Origin of the sequence: Pseudomonas medicaginis (genome assembly GCF_965119365.1) — a bacterium.
GTDB lineage: Bacteria > Pseudomonadota > Gammaproteobacteria > Pseudomonadales > Pseudomonadaceae > Aquipseudomonas.
In genome coordinates this window covers 228,711-249,915 of the sequence record NZ_OZ221631.1, presented here as the reverse complement: position 1 = coordinate 249,915, position 21,205 = coordinate 228,711, and the positions used below count along the sequence as shown (strand labels likewise).

The window sequence follows — 21,205 nt, the reverse complement described above, 5'->3', positions numbered from 1 at the left end:
TATGACTACGCTTGTGCAAGCGCGCATTGCCCGGGAACTGGGCATCGACCGCCACCTCACACAGGGCGGCGAAGCAACCGAGATTGCCCGCCGTGTCGAATTCATCAAGCAGATCCTGCGCGAGTCGGGCTGCCAGTCACTGGTGCTGGGGATCAGTGGCGGCGTCGACTCGCTCACCGCCGGTCGCCTATGCCAGTTGGCGGTGGAGCAATTGCGGGGCGAAGACTACGCGGCGCGATTTATCGCAGTCCGGCTGCCGTACAAGGCCCAGGCCGACGAGCAAGACGCCCAGGCTTCCCTGGACTTCATCCGGCCGGACGTGATCACCACCAGCAACATCGCCGCGTGTGTCGACGGGCTGATGGGCAGTATCGCCATCGACGGTTTGCAGCCTTCGGCCGAGCTCACCGACTTTGCCAAAGGCAACGCCAAGGCCCGGGCGCGGATGCTGGCGCAATACGCCATTGCCAATCTGAGCGACGGGTTGGTGGTGGGCACCGATCATGGGGCGGAGGCGGTGATGGGTTTTTTCACCAAGTTCGGCGACGGCGCGTGCGACCTGGCACCGCTGTCCGGGTTGACGAAGACCCAGGTGCGCTGGTTGGCCGACGCGATGGGCGCCCCCGCGCATCTGGTACGCAAGGCCCCGACCGCCGATTTGGAGGACCTGGCGCCCGGTAAGTTGGATGAAGTGGCGTATGGCTGCAGCTACGAGCAAATCGACGGTTACCTGATGGGCGAAGAGGTGTCGCCGCAGGCGCGACAGATCATTGAGCGCGCCTACCTCAAGACGGCCCACAAACGAGCATTGCCCCGCGTTCCGGTATCGTTGTAATAGGGTATGGATAACCTTTGAACTCGAACGGAGTGGGCACATGACACAGGCAACCCGCATCAAGGATCGCGTACGGATCAAGCATGTCGAAGTTCTCTCGGACGATTGGTACGTGCTGCGCAAGACCACCTACGACTACCTCGGCGGCAACGGCCAATGGCGCGAGCTGACGCGCGAAACCTATGACCGGGGCAACGGCGCCACGATCCTGCTGTACAGCAAGGCCAAGCAAACGGTGGTGCTGACCCGGCAATTCCGCTTCCCGGCCTTCGTCAACGGCCACGACGACCTGTTGATAGAAACCTGCGCTGGCCTGTTGGACAACGACGACCCGCACACCTGTATCCGCAAGGAAACCCAGGAGGAAACCGGCTATATCATCCAGGACGTGCGCAAGGTGTTCGACGCGTTCATGAGTCCGGGCTCGGTGACGGAGCGGGTGCATTTTTTCGTCGGCGAGTACTTCGATGAAGACAAGCAGCACGAAGGCGGTGGCCTGGAAGCCGAGGGTGAAGAGATCGAAGTGCTGGAGCTGCCCCTCGATCAGGCCTTGGGCATGATCGAGACCGGGGAGATTTGCGACGGCAAGACCATCATGCTGTTGCAGTACGCCAAGCTGCATCGGTTGCTGGATTAGCCCCGGGCCTGTTATGGGCGGCAAACCGCCAGCGTTCCGGAACGCGGCCGCTCCACCGACCGATAGCCGCAGGAGCCCGTAACAGCGCTTCAGCTGGATTGGGCTTCGCTGTCTTCCTGCATTTCGTCCAGGTATTGCGGCTGGTCCGTCTGGTCTGTCTGCTCCGGCAGTTCGGTCACGACGCTGAAGTCGCTGATTTCGACGGCGCCGACCCCGTGCCCGAGCAAATGGAAGGAAAACGCCTTGCGCTGCTGCGGGTTGTCGAAACTGATGTCCATCACCAGTGGCTGGTCGGGCGTCACCGCCACCTCGGTCGGCAGGTCCATCGGCACATCCTGTTCGAATTCCTTGGCCTTGAGGGAAATATAGGCGGCATGGTCAGGCTCTACCGTGCGGATGGTCAGGCTGACGCGGGTCTGTGAGCCCTTGGGCATTTCCAGGTATTGGGCACCGATCAGGTTGTCGGTCCAGTCGTTGGTGACCTGGGCCGGCAGAGGGATCTTGTCGGCACTGCCAAACTGGTAATGCTGGTTCAGGGGCGTACGCAGCAGGGTCTGGTCCAGGGCCGTGGCCCGGGCGCTGATCAGTCGGGCGCGCTGGCCGCTGTATTGCCCGCCATAGGTAGCGCGGTCGGCGATGAAGCCTTCGCTGGTGTAGTCACGGCAATGCTGGAGGAAATCGCACTCGGTGAACGTGCCCTTGCCATCGTGGTAGCGCAGCTTGCCGTTGGTGAACGACATGATTTCCCGGCCCGTCGGGTAGTCCCTGAACATCGAGCGGCCGGACAACGACGTGGGCACCGTAAAGCCGAAGTAATCGAGGATCGAGGCGGTCAGGTCGACGTGGCCGTAGGTGCCTGACTTGATCCGGGGCAGCGGTTCCGGCGCCAGCGTCAGGTTGAACCCCCAGGACGAGGCCAGCCGCACATCGTCGATGCCATGGGACTCGTCCGAGGTGATGACCACCAGGGTGTTGTCCAGGATACCCTGGCGTTCCAGGCCCGCCAGGAAGTTCGCCAGTGCGTCGTCCAGGTAACCCACTGCCGCCTGCTTGGCGGTGTCGTAGCGTTGCAGGTAGTCATCCGGCGCCGAGTAGGGCTGGTGCGTGCCCACGGTCAGCAGGGTCAGCATCCAAGGCTTGTCTGCTTGTTGCAGTTGTCCGACGTAGTCCAGCGCGCCTTCGAAGAAGGTCTTGTCGTCCTTGCCCCAAGGGAATTCCAGATAGGCGGGTCGAGTGAACCACTCCATGCCCAGGGTCGTGTCGAAGCCGATGTGCGGCATGATCCGGTCCTTGGCCATGAACCGCAGGCCCGCGCCCTGGAGGAAGTGCGTGGAAAAGCCGTTCTGGCGCAACTGAGCCGGCAGGCAGGCCTGATTGCGCTGGGTCTGGTTGAGCATTTCGACGCCTTTGGGCGTGCCGTCGTCGAGCTTGTCGTAGTCGCCACACAGCATCGCGTACAAGCCACGGATGGTCTGGTGGCTGTGCAGGACGTAATCGGGGGTGTTCATGCCGCGCTCGGCCCAGGCGCTGAGGTGTGGCATCAGGTTTTCCTGATAGCTGCTGTTCAAGGCCTGGCGATTGGCACTGACGTAGGCGCCGGGAATGCCCTCCAGGGCGATGACCAGGACATTGCGCGCACGTCCCGGCCCGGCCAGCAGACTGTTGCCATCGAGGTCCAGGCGGGTCAGGCCTGCCATGGGTGGGGTTGGGTCCACGGCATCGCCATCGAACCATTCCCGGGCGTGGTCCTGCCCGGCGGCGATACCCGCCGTGACGAGTTGGTGGGGCAGGTTAAACACATTCCACTGGTCCGCCTCACTGGGGCGCCAGGCTTGCAGCGCGCCATGGCTCAACAGGAGCAACACGGGCACGGCCCAGGCGTGGCGAGGCAGACGTGGCGCCAGTCGTGGGCGGCTGGTCCATTGGGTCATCAGCCAGAACGCCAGCGCTGCCAACTGGATCGCGGCCAGCCACGGATGGGCGAAGCCGCCGCTGGTGGAGTTCTCAACGAACTGGGGGTCGGTCAGGTAATGAATGTCCGAAGGATTGGGCATCCGCCCGACCGCACTGACCAGCTCGATGCTGGCCAGGGTCAACGCGCTCCAGGCCAGCAATACCGGGAATGCCAGCCACACGGGACGACGATGGAGCAGCACGATCAGCAACCCGCCGATACCCAGGTCCGAGAGATAGCCCAGCGGGTCGGACCAGTCCAGGGCAAGACGCAGGCCCATGGGGACGAGTAATACGCAGCCCATCAGGGCGATGAGGGCGGCGCGGGGGTGGCTTAAAGCGCGATAAAGAATATTCACAAGAAACAGGCCTTTCGTTGAAGCCAATCCATTGAACAACACACCCACCCTGTGGGAGCGAGCTTGCTCGCGATGGCGTCAGTCAATCACACACCATATGGACTGGCACACCGCCATCGCGAGCAAGCTCGCTCCCACAGAAGGTTCTTCATTCGGTCATGAAATTGTCATGGAGAGGGATGGTACCAAGGGTAATTGCCCCTGGCCGAGCCAATGTCCCGGTGTCTGGCTGCGCTACGCTGTGGTTCACTGGCTCAGGCCTCTACCATGGCCGCAACAGCGTTAGTTTGGGGTATGCAGATAATTGTATCAAGATGTTTCATCGGGAGATTGGATGGACAGGTTCCAGGAAATGCAGGTTTTCCTCGCCGTGGCCCAGGAGTCGGGCTTTTCGGCAGCAGCGCGGCGCCTGGGGCTGTCGGCGGCCAGCGTCACGCGGGCGGTGGCGGGGCTGGAGCAACGCATCGGTACGCCATTGCTGGTGCGCACCACGCGCAGTGTGTACCTGAGCGAAGCCGGCCAGCGCTTTCTCGAGGACTGTCGACGGATATTGAACGATTTGCAGGAAGCCGAGGATTCGGCGGCCGGCAGCCATGTCCAGCCTCGCGGGCAATTGACGATTACTGCACCGGTGCTGTTCGGCCAGTTGTTCGTCACGCCGTTGCTGGTGGATTACCTGAACCGGTTCCCCGAGGTCAGTATCAACGCGTTGCTGTTGGATCGTACGGTCAGCCTGGTGGAAGAGGGTATCGACGTTGCCTTGCGCATTGGCGAGCTGCCGGACAGCAACCTGCATGCCGTGCGTGTCGGTGAGGTACGGCGGGTGGTGTGTGGCTCCCCGGATTTCTTCGCGCGCCACGGGCGGCCCCGGCATCCGGATGACTTGGAACGAATGCCCGTGGTGGCATCGTCGGCCATTGGCCAGGTCAAAAGCTGGACCTTCATCGATTCAGGCCAACCGTTGGCCGTCCGGCCTGTGCCGCGGCTGGTGGTGACGGCCAACCAGGCCGCGATTACCGCCGCCTGCCAGGGGTTGGGGATGACGCGAATCCTGTCTTACCAAGTGGCGGGCAACGTGGCTGCCGGTGAACTGGAAATCGTCCTGGCCGATTTCGAATTGCCGCCGCTGCCGATTCATGTGGTGTACCAGGGCGGACGCAATGCGCCGGCACGGGTTCGCAGTTTTGTCGATTTTGTCGTCAGTGCATTGCGTGAACATCCGGCCTTGAGCGGCTGACGTATTGTTTCTCTGGCTGAAACAATGGATTGCATTTCTGGGTGATTCTCTTGTTTTAACCCGGAGCGGAAGATGATCCCATCGACGCCGTTGTGCTGATGGCGTCACTTCCCGTGGAGTCGACCATGAACCCTATCAAGCACTATCACTTCCCGCTTTCCGGCCATTCCCACCGTGTTCAGTTGATGCTTTCGTTGCTCGGGCTGCCTGTCGAGGAGATCTTCGTCGATTTGGCCAAGGGTGCGCACAAACAGGCGGATTTCCTCGCGCTCAATGCGTTTGGCCAGGTACCGGTCATTGACGATGACGGCGTGGTGCTGGCGGACTCCAACGCGATCCTGGTGTACCTGGCGCACAAATATGGCCAGGGCCGCTGGCTGCCCACCGACCCAGTCGGCGCCGCCCAGGTGCAGCGCTGGTTGTCGGCGGCGGCCGGGCCGATCCATGCGGGGCCGGCCACGGCACGGCTGATCACGGTGTTCGGCGCGGCCTACAACGCCGAGGACGTGATTGCCCGTTCCCACGACGTGTTGAAAGTCATCGATCAGGAATTGAGCAACCGTGCTTTTCTGGCGGGTGATACGGCGACCGTCGCAGACATCGCTGGCTACAGCTACATTGCCCATGCACCGGAAGGCAATGTGTCGCTGCAGGACTATGCCCATGTGCGGGCCTGGCTGGCGCGGATCGAAGCCTTGCCCGGGTTCGTGGGCATGCCGCGTACGGTTGCCGGGCTGCAAAAGCACCCATGAGTATGTGAATCGATAGTCCTGTGGCGAGGACATTTATCCCCGCTGGGCTGCGCAGCAGCCCCTTGCTTTCGTTCTGACGATACTTCTAGGGGGCGCTTCGCGCCCCAGCGGGGATAAATCCCCTCGCCACATTGATTTGGTCGCTCCTTCGTGAGTTGGGGTCAGGCGTAGGAAAGGGCCTTTTCCTCCAGCAGTTCTTCGTACAACTGCACCCACTTGCGGCCCATCTCTTCGGATGTGAACAGCTGGCGGTAACGGGCTTCGGCCCTGGCGCCCATTGCCTGGGCCTGCGCCGGGTTTTCCCACAGGGTGCGCATCGCCTCGCGGAATGCTTCGGGATTGCTCGGTGGCACCACCAGGCCGGTTTCGTCATGGACATTGATGTAGCTGGTGCCGGTGCCGATTTCGCTGGAGATCATCGGCTTGCCGAACATCGCGCCTTCGAGCAGGGAGATACCAAAGGCTTCGGAGCGCAGGTGGGAAGGGAACACGATGGCATAGCTCAGTTCCAGCAATGCGACCTTGTCTTCGTCTCCCAGGCGTCCGAGGAAGTGCAGGTTGCGCAGGCCCAGTGCCGCCGCCTGGGCATGCAATTGTTTTTCCAGTGGGCCGGCGCCCACGATGACCACTGGGTAATCCACACCCTTGAGGGCGTCGAGCAGGATGTGCAGGCCTTTGTAATAACGCATCACCCCCACGAACAAAAAGAACCGCTCGCCCAGTGTTGCCTTCCACTGCGCCATGCGCTCGGCGTCAGGCTGTGGATAACTGGTCTTGTTCAGGCCGTAGGTGATGATCCGGGTCTTGGCGTTGTAAGCCTTGAGCACGTCGCTGGTATGAACATAGTTCGGCGAGGCGGCGACGATACGATCGGCGCCGTCCAGAAAGCGTCGCATCAACGGCCGATAGAGCTTGAGCAGGTGCCGCTGGCGAACGATGTCCGAATGGTAGGTCACGACGTAGGGTTTTTTCACGGCACTGCAAAAATGCACCACGTCCATGAACGGCCAGGGGAAGTGATAGTTGATCACGTCCGTTTCAGCGGCCAGCTCACGAAATTTCTTGAAAACACTGTAGGAGAAACCGGTGGACGCCAGTTGGAAATCCATTCGGGCTTGATGCACGGCATGCTGGCGGATCTGGATCGGCGCCGGCGCCGGCTGTTCGCTCAAGGCCAGCACGGTGTTATCGATACTCAACCGATCGGTGCTGTCGCACAGCTGGAAGATGACCTGTTCGATGCCGCCCATGGAATCTGGCAAATAGGTTTTGTAAAAGTGCAGGACTCGCATTCAACCTCCCAAGACCTGGCGATACGCGTGGGCAGTGACCTTTGCACAGCGCTCCCAGGAAAACAGCGCGGCCTGTTGTAATCCCGATTCCCGACACGCCTGCCAGTGCAGGCGATCTTCGATCAACCGCTCCATGGCCTCGCGCATGCCTTGCGGATCGTCGGGCTCGCAATAGATACCGGCTGCCCCGGCCACTTCCGGCATCGCCGAACAGGGGGTGGTGATCACCGGCGTGCCGCTGGCCATGGCTTCAAGCACCGGCAGGCCAAAGCCTTCGTAGTACGACGGAAAAATCAATGCCCGCGCCCCCGCCAACAGCTGGGCGACCTGTTCGTCAGGCAGGTAACCGGCCAGGCAAACATGACCGCTAGCCAGGGCGCGTTTCAACTCATCATTGAGCTGTGCCTGTTGCCATCCGCTCATTCCTACAATGAACAAAGGAAAGGTCTGACGCACGGATTCGGGAAGTTCAGCGTGGGCGCGCAGGGCCAATGACAGGTTCTTGCGCGGTTCCAGGGTGCCGACGCAGAGGAAATAACGACCCGCCTCCAAGCCATGGGCCTTGAGTACCGTGTCGATGGCTTCCGGTTCGCGTGGGTGGAAACGTGCCGCCACCCCCAGCGGCGCGACCCGCAGGCGCTCGGCAGGCAGGCCGAAATGCTGTTGGGCTTCATCGGCGATGAACTGCGAGTCGGTCAGGATCAGCCGCGCCTGGTCCACCGCCCGGTTGAGTCGTCGCTCTATTTCCTTCAGGCGGGCCGGTGGTTGCGTCTCGGGGTAGTGCAGGTGCGTGAGGTCATGGAGGGTGATCACCGTCGGCCCTTCGAAGGCCAACGGCCAAAGACTGGGTTCGTGATACAGGTCGATGGCTTTTGACCGGCCTTGATCGAAGCGTTTCTGCTCCAGCCAGCGCCGCGCCTGGTAGGCGCCCGGAACCCGTCGCAGCAACGGGCTTAGCCTTGAATAGCCAGGCTTGGCTGTTTGCGGCAATCGCGGACTCCAGCCCCAGCCGTGGAATAGCGACAGCTGTACATCCGGCTCCCGGGCCAAGGCCGTTGCCAGTTCCGCCACGTAGTGGCCGATGCCGGTGCGTGGCGCCTGGAGAATGCGCGCGTTGAGGGCTATCCGCATGCTGTTTCCCTGTCGACGACGTCGTCGACGTGTCGCTCGATCCGTTCCACCAATTGCGCACTGGCCTGGCGCCAACTCAGCCATTGCCATTGATCCAGGTTGCGTCTGGCCGGGAATACTCCGGTGTGTTCCATATCGATGATCTGGTTCGCCAGGCTTTGGGGGTCGTCGAGATCGAAGTAAGTCATGAACTCACCGCCGATCTCCCGAAACACTTCGATGTCGCTGCCCATTGCCGGCAAGCCGCGCTGCATGGCTTCTACCAGTGGCAGGCCGAAGCCTTCGACGTAGGAGGGGAACACCAGCGCGGTGGCGTGTCGATAGGCGTGTTCCAAGCTCTGGTCCGAGAGGTTATTGAACATGAATAGGCGGCTGTTGAATTGTGCATGACGCTCGATCCGTTCGATCAACGCCTCGCATTTCCAGCCGATCTTCCCGACGATGCATAACCGCGCCTGCGAGCCGGCGGCCCAGGCCCGCTCGAAGGCATCGAGCAGGTAAGCATGGTTTTTACGCGGTTCAATGGTGCTGACCATCAGGAACACCGGCTCGGGGCGCTTGAACAGCCGCAGCAGTTTCGGGTCGATGGCCTGGGTGGGATTTATCTGGTCCAGCTCGCTGCCCAGGTGGAAGTAGTCGAACCAGCGTTCCTGTACCTGCGACTCGCCAATGCGGCGGACCATTTCCTCGCGAAGCTGGTCGCGGATGGTGGCCGAGATGGCGACGTAGCCGTCGGCGGTGCGGGCTATCCAGTCGAACCAATGGTTGAACACCTTGACCAGACCGGCGTCGCAGAATTGGGGATGGGACAGGGGAATCAGATCGTAAACCACCGAGATGATCCCGACGCCATCACGCTTGAGCTGTTCGGCCAGGGGGAAGATATCCGAATGCCAGGATGAGTCGAGCAAGACCAGTTGATCGCCGGCCCGATGTTTCAGCGGTACACAACGCTTGGGCAGTTCCTGGCCTTTGAGGGCGCGGTCGAGCAAGCGTATCGGGATGCTCAAGCAGCCGAAGGCGAACAGTCGGCAGCCAACATACAGGAGACGGCGAGCCCACAATGATCGGCTGAAGGGCCACTGCCGTGCCAGTGACCGCTGCCGGAACCAGAACAGGTTGGCCATCTGTTCCCAGCGGATCCTCAGGCTGACCAGATCCAGTTTATCGATCGACAGCGGTGCCAGGCTCTTTGCCTCATATAACTTGCCTTGCAGCATGACCACAGGGATGCATTCACGCTCGCCATCCCTGGCCGGCAATTCGCGGATCACATTGCGCACGACGCGCTGAATGCCGGAGTTGATTTCCGGGTGCTCGAATACGTAAGTGCATTCCACCAACAGACGGCTCATGGCAACTCCTTTTGCGGTAACGCCTCGACGGCAGTCTGGCTCGAACGCTGGATGCTGGTCCGGGCCTGGAGCCAGGAACAGCCGACGAAATCCTCCTGGCGATTATTGATGACGTGAAACACCAACCCGTAGTCGCGCCATTCGAAATTACGGTCCAGGTGCGAGTCCAGCCGCGACAGGCTGAGCGCGACGGAGTAATTGCCCTTGCCCAGGCGCATGTCGAAGCTGAAACGGAAGGTAATCTGTTCACCGGCCTTGAGGTCGGTCACGGCTTTGTCCTGGCGATGGGTGTTGATGCCGTACATGGGCTGGCCAAAGCGGTCCTTGATCAAAAAGCCCAGCACCAGCCGCTCGATGTCCTGGCGGATTTCAACCCGCACTTGCAGCACCATCGGCTGGCCGATCTCGGCCACTTCCACCGGCTGCTCCTGACTGTTGAGCAACTGCACGTCGACGATGCCGGCCTCGCCAGTGCCGGAAATGGTCCGTACCTGGCCGTTGGCGAGCATCTCCTGGCGAACGACCTGGCCTTCGCGCTGGGCCAGCATTGCGTTGTAGTAATCCATCACCTCTTCCGGCTTGCCGCGCATGGCCATGCGCCCGTGTTCGAGCAGGATGGCGGTGTCGCAGATCGACTGGATCGCCGAGCGATCGTGGGACACGATCAGCAGCGTGGTGCCGGCCTTGCGGAAGCTGCGGATGCGCTCGAAGCTCTTGTGCTGGAAGTACGCATCGCCCACCGACAGTGCTTCGTCGACGATCAGGATGTCCGGGCGCCGGGCGGTGGCGACGCTGAAGGCCAGGCGCATCTGCATGCCGCTGGAATAAGTGCGTACCGGCTGGTCGATAGCCTCGCCGATTTCGGCGAACCCCTCGATCTCGGGCATCAAGGCTTCGATGTCCTCCACGTGCATGCCCAGCAATTGACCGGCCATGAACGCGTTCTGGCGGCCGGTGAAGTCCGGATGAAAGCCCATGCCCAATTCCAGCAACGCGGCGACGCGACCTTGCAACTGAATGTGGCCGCAGGTGGGTTGGGTGGTGCCGGTGATCATCTTGAGCAGCGTGCTTTTGCCTGCACCGTTGACCCCGACGATGCCGACGGCTTCCCCAGGCTGGATCTCGAAATCCACGCCTTGCAGGATCCAGTGCAGTTCATGGCGTTGGCGGGAAAAGGGGATCAACCATTCGAACAGCCGGCTCCAGCGGTTCGGATACTGTTTGTAGGCCTTGCCCAGGCCGGTGACGCGCAAATGTCCCATCAGAGTTCATCCACCATTTCACCACCGCGCCGACGAAACATGCGCAGGCCCAAGGCGCACAACAGCAGGGCGACTACCAGCAAGGGCAAAAGCGAGCTCCAGACCGGCCATTGGTTGTAGAGAAAGAGGTTCTGGTAGCTCTGCATCAGGGCGGTCATGGGGTTGAAGGCGAGCAATTGCTGGATCGACGGCGGCAGGATCGTCATCGGGTAAACGATCGGCGTGAGCCAGAACCAGAATTGCAGGCAAATGCCGAATAACTGCCCGACATCCCGGAAAAACACATTGAGGATCCCCAGCAGCATGCCCAGCCCGGCGGCGAACATCACTTGCAAGGCCAGCAGCGGCACCAGGGCCAGCAAGGTCATGCCCGGCCAGCGCCCGGTGATCAGCAGGAAACCGAAAAACAGCCCGAGGATGATCGCGAAGTTGATCCCCGCATTGCACAGCACGATCACCGGCAGGCAAATCCGGGGGAAGCTGATCTTCTTCAGCAGGTTGGCGTTTTCCAGGAACATGCCTTGGCTGCGGGTGGTGATTTCCGCGAACAACCCCCAGGTCAGCAGGCCGGAACAGAGGTAGACGCTGTAGGCCATGCCGTCTTCCACCCCAGGCAGGCGGGCGCGCATGATGTGGGAAAAAATCACCGTGTAGACGAGGATCATCGACAGCGGGTTGAGCACCGTCCACAACGCGCCGAACAACGAGTTGCGATAACGGGCCTGGAACTCGCGCTTGACGCTGCCCAGGACGAAGCCGCGATAGCTCCACAGAGTACGTTGCAGGGTCAATAACATCAGCCGGCCCTGCCGTAGTGATCCTCGAAGCGAACGATGTCATCTTCCCCCAGGTATTCGCCGCTCTGCACTTCGATGATGACCAGGTCGATGACGCCAGGGTTTTCCAGGCGATGCTTGTGGCCGGCGGGGATGAAGGTCGACTCGTTCTTGGCCACCAGGTGCGAGCCCGAGCCATTGTTGGTGACCTTGGCCATGCCTTCGACCACCACCCAGTGTTCGTTGCGGTGATGGTGCATTTGCAGCGACAGCGACGCGCCAGGCTTGACCACGATGCGCTTGATCTTGAAGCGCGGACCTTCTTCGAGCACGGTATAGCTGCCCCATGGACGGCTGACCGTGCGGTGCAGGCGATAGGCTTCGTGTTCCTTGTCCTTGAGTTGCCGGGCGACGCGACGCACATCCTGGGCGCGGTTGGCATGGGCCACCAGCACGGCATCGGCGGTGTCGATGATGATCAGGTTTTCCACGCCCAGGGCGGCCACCAGGCGGCCTTCGCTCTGGACGAAGTTGTGCTGGCTGTCGATAAACAAGGCCTGGCCGGTGGCGCGGTTGTTTTGCCCGTCGGCGGGCACCAGGCCGGCGATGGCGCTCCAGGAACCGATATCGCTCCAATCGAATGAGGCCGGAATCACCACGACATTGGCGGAGCGCTCCATCAAGGCATAGTCGATGGAGATGTCCGGCATTTCGGCGAAATGCGCCGCGGACAATTCCTGTTGCACACACCCTGAGGTTTCCACCGCCGTGCTGGCCGTGACACAGGCGCGCGCCTGTTCCAACAGCTCGGGGGCGTGGGTTTGCAGCTCCGCCAGCAGCGTCTTGACCGAGAAGCAGAACATCCCCGAGTTCCACAGGAAGCGACCACTTTCCAGGTACTGCGTGGCGGTCGGCAAGTCGGGTTTTTCGACGAAGCGCACGACCTTGGCCGCACCCTTGGTATCCAGGGGCTGGCCCCTTTCGATATAGCCGAAACCGGTTTCCGGCGCCGAGGGCAGCACGCCGAACGTCACCAGATGGCCGTTCTTGGCCAACTCCACGGCGTGCTCGACGGACGCCTTGAAGGCCACCTCGTCCTTGATCAGGTGGTCGGCAGGCATGACCACCAGGATCGCCTCGTCACCGTGCAGGGCCTGTATCGCGAGGGTGGCCGTGGCAATGGCCGGCGCGGTGTTGCGGCCCGTCGGTTCCAGTACGAAATGGCCGCGATAACGCTCCAGGTGGGCGCTCTGATAATGATCGCGGCTCTGGAAGTAGTACTCGCGATTGGTGACGGTGACGATGTCGCCCCGGCCGTCGAACAACCCCGCCGCACGCCGATAGGTCTTGCCCAGCAGCGACTGGCCGTCGGGCAGGAGCATGAACGGCTTGGGATGGCCTTCGCGGGACACCGGCCACAACCTCGTCCCGGCACCGCCGGAAAGAATCACGGGAATCAGCATGGCCTACTCCTTGGCGACGCGTTTCATGTCCGCATCCATCATCATGCGGATCAGGGTGTCGAGGTCGGTCCGGGGCTTCCAGCCCAGGACGCGTTGTGCCTTGGCCGGGTTGCCGAGCAACACCTCGACTTCGGCCGGGCGGAAAAACGCCGGGTCGATCTTGACGAAGTCACGGTAATCCAGGCCCACGTGTTCGAAGGCGATCCTGCACATTTCGCGCACGGTGGTGGTGACGCCGGTGGCTACCACGTAATCGTCGGGGGTGTCCTGCTGCAACATCAGCCACATGGCCTCGACGTAATCGCCGGCAAAGCCCCAGTCGCGCTTGGCGTCGATATTGCCCAGGCGTAATTCCTGTTGCTTGCCCTGTTTGATGCGTGCCGCGGCGTCGGTGACCTTGCGCGTCACGAACTCGATGCCGCGCAGGGGGGATTCGTGGTTGAACAGGATGCCGCTGCTGGCATGCAGACCGAAGCTTTCCCGGTAGTTGACGGTGATCCAGTGGCCATACAGTTTCGCCACGCCATAGGGGCTGCGCGGGTAAAACGGGGTATGCTCGTCCTGCTGTTCGGCTTGGATCAGGCCGAACATTTCGCTGGTGGAGGCCTGGTAGAAGCGGGTCTGCGTGCTGAACTGGCGAATGGCTTCGAGCAGGTGGGTGACCCCCAGCCCGTCGACGATACCGGTGGTCACCGGCTGGTCCCAGGAAGCCGCGACGAAACTTTGCGCGGCCAGGTTGTACACCTCGTGCGGCGCCGACTTGATGACCGCCCGCTGCACCGAGCAGGCATCGGCCATGTCACCGTCCAGGTAAACGATGTCCTGTTCGATGCCCATCTCTCGCAGCCGCCAGCGCGAGTCGCTGCTTCGTCGCGCCACCAGGCCGTGGACGCTATAACCCTTGTCGAGCAACAACTTGGCCAGATACGCGCCGTCCTGGCCGGTAATCCCTGTGATCAATGCACTTTTCATTCTTGTTGTACCCGTATCTCCCAGTCGGACAGGATCGCCCGCAAGGATTGTTGTGTTGTTGTTTCAGGCGTCCATCCGGTGGCCTGTTGTAGCTTGGCAGGGCTACCACAGACGCGACGCTGTTCTGCGCGGCGAAGACGCGCAGGGTCCTGGATCAGTTGCACGTCGACCTGGGCGAGGTCGCCCAGTTGTTCGATCAGGCGGCGAATGCTCTGCTCGTGGCCCGAGCAGATGTTGTAGACCTGCCCCGGGGCGCCTTTTTCCAACAGGGCCAGGTAGGCTGAAATCACATCGTCGACATCGAGGAAGTCGCGGGTTACGTCGATATCGCCCACTTGCAGCCGCGCCGGTTGCAGGCCCAGCTTGATCCGGCTGATCTGCCGGGCGGCGCTGGCAATGACGAAGCTGTCCTTCTGGCCGGGACCGATGTGGTTGAACGGACGAGCCACCAGCATCGGCCAGCCTTCGCTCATGCCCCATTGCAGGCACAACAGTTCGGTCGACAGCTTGCTCACGGCATACGGGTTGCGCGGGGCGGGCAATTGCAGTTCGGTAATCGGCAGCCGGTCTTCGCTGACCTGGCCATAGACATCACCGGAGCTGACATACAGGAATGTCCCGGTGAACCCCCGGGTCTTTAGGGCCTGTAGCAGGTTCAAGGTGCCCAGCAGGTTGATGTGCAGGGTACGCGCCGGATCGCGGAAGGCTTCCGGCACGAATGTCTGGCCGGCCAGGTGGATCACGGCATCGGGAAGCTCGGGCCAGAGGCCCTCCAGAGTCTTGGCATCCGTCAGGTCGTAGCGGGTGGCGACAGGCATCACCTGCCAAGCCGAATCATGACCGTTCAGTCGAGATTTGAGGTGACGTCCAACGAAACCGCTGAGGCCCGTAACGAACAGACGTTTTTTCAAGCACCAGCCCTCTTGACGGTTGCTTCGTCTATGGCGAATTGAGTAAGAAATTTCCGTAAGTTCGGGGAAAAGTTACTCAACGTTTAGCTTAGAGAAGCGTTTGTTGTAGTTGTTTGGTTGCCAATCTGTGCCAATTTCGCTGCAATTTCAACAGCGCAAACCGTGACTGGTCAGTTCTCATATTTATAGCGGGTTTATTCATCTCGAGCGGTTCACGAACCCTTGGAGGATGTGTTTAGAATGCCCCTCGTCACGCTGGCCCGGGTTGCGATCTTCGACGAGACGAACCCCAGGGGCGGGACCTAAAAAAACAAGAACGAGACGGGTAGCAAGATGAACGACGCGTGGCGGCCCCGGGCCGGCTCGATGCGGGATTCGACCGTCATGAAATGGGGCTGCCGGGATGGCGGCGACATGATGGGATGCCATGAATTTCATTCTTTACTCGGACGTAAACGATCACTCCATCAGCCAGAGCCTCGGCCGCCCTGAGTACAGCTATTATTTCGTGCTCAAGGCCTATCGTCCCGTGCTGGAACGCCTGGGGCCGGTGCATGTGGTGTCCTCGGTCGCCGAGGTCGATCCCCTTTATCAAACATTGCAGCAGGCCGGGCAGGACTGCTTGTTCCTTTCGTTTTCACCCCCGCACAAGGCGCCGCTGGATCTGCTTTGCCCGATGGTCTGCGTGGTGGCCTGGGAGTTCGATTCGATCCCGGCGGAGCACTGGGACGATGACCTGCGGCATGACTGGAGCCGCACGCTGGCCCGGCATGGCCGGGTGATTACCTTGTCCAGCCACACGGCCGAGGCGATCCGTCGGACCTTGGGCGAGGACTTCCCGGTATTGGTATTGCCCACGCCGTTATGGGAGCGTTTCGCGGCGGTTCGCGAACAGTATCCAAGCCTGCCGGTCAATCCGGGCACGACCTTGCAGATCAAGGGCTGCATCATCGACAGCCGGCCCCTCGGGTTATCGGCGGATGGCTTGATCGCGCCGATCATTGAAAAAGTGCCGGAGCCCGAACCAGAACCGATCATTGAGCCAGTCATCGAGCCGCCCTCCCTGACTTGGCGGCGGCGCGCGTTCATTTCCCGCCATTACCTGCGCGAAGTCATCCGCGCCTTCACCGGCAAGAGCGAGCAGGGGCCGGTGTGGCTGTTCAAGCACAACCTGGTGTGCTGGTATCGCGAAGCGGTCCGCGACCTGGTTCCGGTGCCGGTACGCGTTGCGACCAGCAGGGTCCTGAGGGGGGCGACACCGCAGGCGGTCACCGTCGAGCCCGTTCCAGAGCCAACCCCCGAACCGGCGCCACCGGCGCATCCCGAGGCCGTCCTGCCGGACACTCGCCAGGTGGTGGAGACCAACGTCAGCGGGGTGGTGTACGTCAGCGTGTTCAACCCCGATGACGGTCGCAAGAACTGGCATCAGTTGATCACCGCATTCTGTTGGGCGCTGCGCGACGTCGAGGACGCCACGCTGGTGCTGAAAATGACCCAGAACGATCTGTCGACCTACTACGTCGAACTGTTGACCCTGCTGTCCCAACTGTCGCCATTCAGTTGCCGGGTGGTGGTGATGCACGGTTACCTGGAGGACGAACAATTCACCCGGTTGTATGGCGCGGCGAGTTTCTACGTCAATGCGTCCCGCTGCGAAGGCCTGTGCCTGCCATTGATGGAATTCATGTCCTGCGCCCGCCCGGTCATCGCACCGGACCACACGGCGATGCGCGACTACATCGACGCCGAGGTGGCCTTCATCGTCAAGTCCAGCCGCGAACCGACCATCTGGCCGGAAGACTCGCGCATCTTGTATCGCACCCTGCGCCATCGACCCGATTGGGGCTCATTGAAACTCGCCTACCAGCAGAGCTACGCCATGGCCAAGCACCAGCCGCAGGCTTACCAGGCCATGGCCGCTGCCGCGAATGAGCGGATGCGCCGGTATTGCGCATTCGCCCCGGTGCAGCAGCGCCTGGCGGATTTCCTGGCGATGCCAGGCTGTGACGAAAGGCTGCCGCTGGCGGTCCAGGCAGGTACCGCCTCATGTTGATCATCATTTACTCGGAAACCAACCAGAGCAACATCCTGGAAAACCTGGGCAAGCCCGAGTACAGCTATTACTTCGTGCTCAAGGAGTTTCGCCCGGTGCTGGAACGGTTGGGGCGGGTGGTCGAAGTGACCCGGCCTGACGAAGAGGTCGATCCGCTGTACGCCGATTGCCTGGGGCGTGGCGAGGATTGCGTATTCCTGTCGTTTTCACCGCCTCATCGCACCGCTGCCCACTACGCCTGCCCGACGATTCCGGTATTCGCCTGGGAATTCAGCACCATCCCTACCGAATGCTGGCAGGGCGAGGCCCGGCACGACTGGCGAGTGGTCTTGGGCGCAACCGGCATGGCGATCACCCATTCCAGTTTCACCGTCAACACCGTTCGGGAGGTGATGGGCGCGGACTTTCCCATCGCCGCTGTCGCCGCGCCGGTATGGGACCGCTTTGCCGCCCGCGGCGCGGTGCTGGCCCAGCGGCCGACCGTGGATCACATGCGCCTGCAATTGCGTGGCCTGCTGATCGACAGCCGCACCACCGACCTGCGGCCTTATGGCCCACCGGTGCACCAGGCCGGCACACCGTTGGTGCTGGACGGCCCGGCCGAGGATTGCGAGTTACTGCTGGACGGTGTGATCTATACCTCCGTGTTCAATCCTTACGACGGGCGCAAGAACTGGAAGGACATGATCAGCGCTTTTTGCGCGACGTTTCGTGACGTTTCCGACGCGACCCTGGTGCTGAAGCTGACTCACCACGATGTCACCGCAGCGCTCACTGACATGCTCCACCACGTCTACAAGAACCAGTCGTACCGCTGTCGCATCGTGCTGATACACGGTTACCTGGCGGACGCGGACTATGAACGGCTAGTGGAAGCCACCCGGTACGTGGTCAACAGTTCCTACGGCGAAGGGCAGTGCCTGCCGTTGATGGAGTTCATGTCCTGCGGTCGTCCGGCGATTGCACCGCTGAACACGGCGATGGCCGACTACATCGACCACGACAATGCCTTCGTGGTGGATTCGACCGAGGAACTGACCGCCTGGCCCCATGACCCCCGTGCGGCCTATCGGACCCTGCGTTATGTCACCGATTGGGACTCGCTGTGCTCGGCCTATCGCGCCAGTTATGACGTGGCCAAAAACGACCCCGAGCGTTATCGCCGCATGTCGGACCACGCCGTGCGCAGCCTGGAGAAGTTCTGCAGCCAGGCCAATGCCGAGCAGCGTTTGCGGGCGTTTTTCGAACAACTGTCCGAGCGTCGCCGGAACGCGGCACAGCCATGATCCGGCGATGGCTGGCCAGGCGCAGGCCAGTGGAGCCTTCGCCTCCGCCGACGGTGGCCGTTTCGCCCCGGGATGCTGGCCTCTACGACGCAATGCTTGATGGCTGGTTTCGCAGTGAAACCGGCGAATTGCTCAAGGGCTTTGCCATCACGGCCGACGATACCTTGCTGGATGTGGGGTGCGGCGAAGGTGTGGCGACCCTGTTTGCCATGCGCCAGGGCGCGTCCGTGATCTTTACCGACAGCGAACAGGACAAGGTGCGGGATCTGGCCCGCCAAGTTGAAGCCCAGGCCGCCGCGCCGTTCCTGGGGCTGGTCAGCAACAGCCTGCCGCTGCCCCTGGCCGATGGCTGTGCGAACAAGATCGTCTGCATGGAGGTGCTCGAGCATATCCATGAGCCCGCGCCGTTCATGGCCGAACTGGTGCGCATGGGCCAACCCGGGGCGCAGTATCTGCTCAGCGTACCGGCCTCGGTGGGCGAGCATTTGCAGCAAGGCATTGCGCCGCCGGGCTACTTCCAAGCGCCCAACCACGTGCAGATTTTCAGTGCCGAACGATTCGCCGCGCTGGTGGAGGACGCCGGGCTGGTGATCGAGCACCGCCAGGCCAGTGGGTTTTTCTGGGTCATGGGCATGATTTTTTTCTGGGCCAGCGAACAGGCGGCCGGGCGGGACCTCGAGGGGGCTGTGCGTGACCGTATCCAGGCACCGTACCCACCGTTGATGGAGCGTTGGGCGAGCCTCTGGCAGGGCTTGCTGACGCACCCCGATGGCCTGGCGATCAAGCAGGTGCTGGACCGGTTCATGCCCAAGAGCCAAGTCATCATTGCGCGTAAACCCGATCGTTCTTCCAGGAGCCCTTCATGAGCAGCAAACGGATCATGGACATCGAGTTGCTGCGCGCCGTTGCGGTGATCGGCGTGCTGTTCCATCACGTGCAAGGCATGCCGTTTCCTGGCGGATGGCCGCGCCTGGCGGCCCTGGCCGACAATTTCCAGCTGTGGTGGGGCGTGGACCTGTTCTTTGCCATATCCGGGTTTGTCATTGGACGCAGCCTGATCCCCCAATTGCGGCGCTGCGACAGCCCCCGGCAATTCTGGGCTGTTACCCGGGAATTCTGGATTCGCCGGGCCTTTCGCCTCTTGCCGTCGGCCTGGCTCTGGCTGCTGCTGGTGCTGTTCGCGGTGTTTTTCCTGAACCGCTCCGGCGCGTTTGGCAGTGTGCAGGCCAACCTGCAGGCGACCCTGGCCGGTTTCCTGCAATTTGCCAACCTGCGTTTTGCCGATGCGTTCATGCACTATGAATACGGCGCGAGCTTCGTGTACTGGACGCTGTCGTTGGAAGAGCAGTTCTATCTGATCCTGCCGTTGTTGGTGTTCGTTTCGCGTCGCTACCTGGTGTGGGTGCTGCTGGCGGTGGTGTTGGTGCAGTTCTTCACCTGGCGGGCGCTGTGGCTGTCGGTGATTCGTACCGATGCCTTGGCGCTGGGTGTGTTGTTGTCGATCTGGAGCCTGCGCTCCAGCTACTGGCGCTTCGAGCCCACCGGGTTGCGCCGCCCGCCCTTGGGTGCGCTGCTGGTGCTGGGCCTTGGCAGCGTGATGGCCTGGATGGCGACCGAGCACTTCAATTTGTCGTTCTACCGTCTCGGGGTCATTGCCGTGCTCAGCGCCGTGCTGGTCTGGGTGGCCTCTTATGATCGGGATTACCTGTTGCCCCGCGGTCGGCTGAAAACGGCGCTGACTTGGGTGGGCAGTCGTTCCTATGGGATCTACCTGATTCACATCCCGGTGTTTTTCCTGCTGCGTGAGTTGTGGTTTCGTTTCGCCCCCTTGGGCTCGCCGGACCCGGCAAGCCATCCCTGGTCGGCCCTGGCGTGTGCGTTGTTGCTGATCGGGCTGTTGAGCGAACTCAACTACCGCTGGGTCGAAATGCCCATGCGCAATCGTGGCGCCCGGTTGGTCGAACGCCTGTCCGCCGCCCGAACCGTCCTTCCTGTTTCTGGAGCCCCGTCATGCTGAGCCTTTTGAAGAAACTCACCACGGGCACGCCCGCGCCCGCCGAGCCGGTCGCCGAAAAAGTCGACCCGTATATGCTCGGGCTGCACGATGCGATGCTCAGCGGCTGGTTCAACCAGCAAACCGGTGAACTGTTCACGGGTTTCCCTGTGACGCCTGAGGACACGTTGCTGGACGTGGGGTGCGGCGACGGCGGTAACGTGCATTTTTGTGGGATACGCGGGGCGAAGATCATCATCGCCGACATCGACGCGGCCAAGGTCGAAGCCACGCGCCAACGCTTGAGCGACACCCCTGCGCGCGAAGTCGAGTGCCACGTGACCGACTGCAACCCGCTGCCCATTGCCGACGCCACGGCCACCCGGGTGGTGTCCACCGAAGTCATCGAGCATGTCGACGACCCGGCACAGTTTCTTGCCGAACTGGTACGGGTCGGCCGGCCCGGTGCGCTGTACCTGTTGAGCGTGCCGCACCCCAGCTCCGAAGACCTGCAAAAGGACATCGCCGCGCCGGAGTACTTCCGCAAGCCCAACCACATTCGCATCATCAGCGAAGAGCAGTTCAAGGCGATGGTCAGCGAGGCCGGACTGGAGGTGGTGAGCCACAGCCAATACGGTTTCTATTGGTCGCTGTGGATGCTGTTGTTCTGGGAGGCCAAGGTCGATTTCAGCAACCCCGACCACCCGTTGCTCAATCATTGGGCCGACACCTGGCAAGCCGTGCTGAATTCGCCGCGCGGGGCGCAGATCAAGCAGGCGCTGGACGCGGTGGTGGCCAAGAGTCAGGTGATTATTGCGCGTAAGCCTTGATGACGTCGGTAGACCTCAATCCTGTGGGAGCTTGCTCGCGATAGCGTTGGTTCAGCCGCCTATAGAATTGACTGATACACCGCTATCGCGAGCAAGCTCGCTCCCACA

The 21,205-nt window shown here is 61.8% G+C and carries 18 protein-coding genes; 9 read left to right on the top strand and 9 right to left on the bottom strand.

Annotated features, from left to right (window positions below):
• The first annotated feature begins 1 nt into the window (after nucleotide 1).
• Nucleotides 2-835, top strand: a complete 834-nt coding sequence (gene nadE, locus ACMTA2_RS01125) for an NAD(+) synthase (protein WP_413793374.1) — start codon at nucleotides 2-4, stop codon at nucleotides 833-835.
• Nucleotides 836-875: 40 nt separating this feature from the next.
• Complete coding sequence (nudK, locus tag ACMTA2_RS01120; RefSeq protein ID WP_413793373.1) at nucleotides 876-1,472, top strand: GDP-mannose pyrophosphatase NudK; 597 nt, start codon at nucleotides 876-878, stop codon at nucleotides 1,470-1,472.
• A gap of 89 nt (nucleotides 1,473-1,561) precedes the next feature.
• Here the strand turns inward: nudK and ACMTA2_RS01115 are convergent, their stop codons facing one another.
• A complete protein-coding gene (locus tag ACMTA2_RS01115) occupies nucleotides 1,562-3,784 on the bottom strand; it encodes an LTA synthase family protein (RefSeq protein WP_413793372.1) in 2,223 nt (740 codons plus the stop codon).
• 334 nt (nucleotides 3,785-4,118) lie between these two features.
• On the opposite strand from ACMTA2_RS01115, the gene ACMTA2_RS01110 reads away from it, so the two are divergent.
• A complete protein-coding gene (locus ACMTA2_RS01110) occupies nucleotides 4,119-5,021 on the top strand; it encodes a LysR family transcriptional regulator (RefSeq protein WP_413793371.1) in 903 nt (300 codons plus the stop codon).
• Between the two features lie 125 nt (nucleotides 5,022-5,146).
• Complete coding sequence (locus ACMTA2_RS01105) at nucleotides 5,147-5,773, top strand: glutathione S-transferase family protein (protein ID WP_413793370.1); 627 nt, start codon at nucleotides 5,147-5,149, stop codon at nucleotides 5,771-5,773.
• A 161-nt stretch (nucleotides 5,774-5,934) separates the two neighbouring features.
• Here ACMTA2_RS01105 and ACMTA2_RS01100 read toward each other — a convergent pair whose 3' ends face one another.
• From ACMTA2_RS01100 to ACMTA2_RS01065, 8 genes are read right to left on the bottom strand one after another with little or no spacing between them, the layout of a single operon-like run.
• Nucleotides 5,935-7,065: a glycosyltransferase family 4 protein gene (locus ACMTA2_RS01100; protein WP_413793369.1), complete on the bottom strand. Its 1,131-nt coding sequence runs from the start codon at nucleotides 7,063-7,065 to the stop codon at nucleotides 5,935-5,937.
• Nucleotides 7,066-8,196, bottom strand: coding sequence for a glycosyltransferase family 4 protein (locus tag ACMTA2_RS01095; protein ID WP_413793368.1), 1,131 nt, complete (start codon nucleotides 8,194-8,196; stop codon nucleotides 7,066-7,068).
• A complete protein-coding gene (locus ACMTA2_RS01090) occupies nucleotides 8,187-9,551 on the bottom strand; it encodes a glycosyltransferase family 4 protein (protein WP_413793367.1) in 1,365 nt (454 codons plus the stop codon). Before ACMTA2_RS01090 ends, ACMTA2_RS01095 begins: the two co-directional genes overlap by 10 nt.
• Nucleotides 9,548-10,813 carry an ABC transporter ATP-binding protein gene (locus ACMTA2_RS01085; protein WP_413793366.1) on the bottom strand — a complete coding sequence of 422 codons (1,266 nt, stop codon included), beginning with the start codon at nucleotides 10,811-10,813 and terminating at the stop codon, nucleotides 9,548-9,550. The genes ACMTA2_RS01090 and ACMTA2_RS01085 overlap by 4 nt, the downstream gene beginning before the upstream one ends.
• Nucleotides 10,813-11,610, bottom strand: a complete 798-nt coding sequence (locus ACMTA2_RS01080) for an ABC transporter permease (RefSeq protein WP_413793365.1) — start codon at nucleotides 11,608-11,610, stop codon at nucleotides 10,813-10,815. The genes ACMTA2_RS01085 and ACMTA2_RS01080 overlap by 1 nt, the downstream gene beginning before the upstream one ends.
• The gene (locus tag ACMTA2_RS01075; protein ID WP_413793364.1) at nucleotides 11,610-13,052 is read right to left on the bottom strand and encodes a mannose-1-phosphate guanylyltransferase/mannose-6-phosphate isomerase; all 1,443 of its coding nucleotides are present in this window, start codon (nucleotides 13,050-13,052) and stop codon (nucleotides 11,610-11,612) included. The genes ACMTA2_RS01080 and ACMTA2_RS01075 overlap by 1 nt, the downstream gene beginning before the upstream one ends.
• A gap of 3 nt (nucleotides 13,053-13,055) precedes the next feature.
• Nucleotides 13,056-14,024: a GDP-mannose 4,6-dehydratase gene (gene gmd, locus ACMTA2_RS01070; protein ID WP_413793363.1), complete on the bottom strand. Its 969-nt coding sequence runs from the start codon at nucleotides 14,022-14,024 to the stop codon at nucleotides 13,056-13,058.
• Entirely contained in the window at nucleotides 14,021-14,935 is a 915-nt protein-coding gene (locus tag ACMTA2_RS01065; RefSeq protein WP_413793362.1) for a GDP-mannose 4,6-dehydratase, read from the bottom strand. Before ACMTA2_RS01065 ends, gmd begins: the two co-directional genes overlap by 4 nt.
• A 427-nt stretch (nucleotides 14,936-15,362) precedes the next feature.
• On the opposite strand from ACMTA2_RS01065, the gene ACMTA2_RS01060 reads away from it, so the two are divergent.
• From ACMTA2_RS01060 to ACMTA2_RS01040, 5 genes are read left to right on the top strand one after another with little or no spacing between them, the layout of a single operon-like run.
• On the top strand, nucleotides 15,363-16,988 hold the full coding sequence (locus tag ACMTA2_RS01060; protein WP_413793361.1) for a glycosyltransferase: 1,626 nt from the start codon (nucleotides 15,363-15,365) through the stop codon (nucleotides 16,986-16,988).
• The gene (locus ACMTA2_RS01055; protein WP_413793360.1) at nucleotides 16,982-18,274 is read left to right on the top strand and encodes a glycosyltransferase; all 1,293 of its coding nucleotides are present in this window, start codon (nucleotides 16,982-16,984) and stop codon (nucleotides 18,272-18,274) included. Before ACMTA2_RS01060 ends, ACMTA2_RS01055 begins: the two co-directional genes overlap by 7 nt.
• Nucleotides 18,271-19,140: a class I SAM-dependent methyltransferase gene (locus tag ACMTA2_RS01050; protein WP_413793359.1), complete on the top strand. Its 870-nt coding sequence runs from the start codon at nucleotides 18,271-18,273 to the stop codon at nucleotides 19,138-19,140. Before ACMTA2_RS01055 ends, ACMTA2_RS01050 begins: the two co-directional genes overlap by 4 nt.
• Nucleotides 19,137-20,291, top strand: coding sequence for an acyltransferase family protein (locus ACMTA2_RS01045; RefSeq protein WP_413793358.1), 1,155 nt, complete (start codon nucleotides 19,137-19,139; stop codon nucleotides 20,289-20,291). Before ACMTA2_RS01050 ends, ACMTA2_RS01045 begins: the two co-directional genes overlap by 4 nt.
• Entirely contained in the window at nucleotides 20,285-21,097 is an 813-nt protein-coding gene (locus ACMTA2_RS01040) for a class I SAM-dependent methyltransferase (protein WP_413793357.1), read from the top strand. The genes ACMTA2_RS01045 and ACMTA2_RS01040 overlap by 7 nt, the downstream gene beginning before the upstream one ends.
• Nucleotides 21,098-21,205 lie beyond the last annotated feature (108 nt).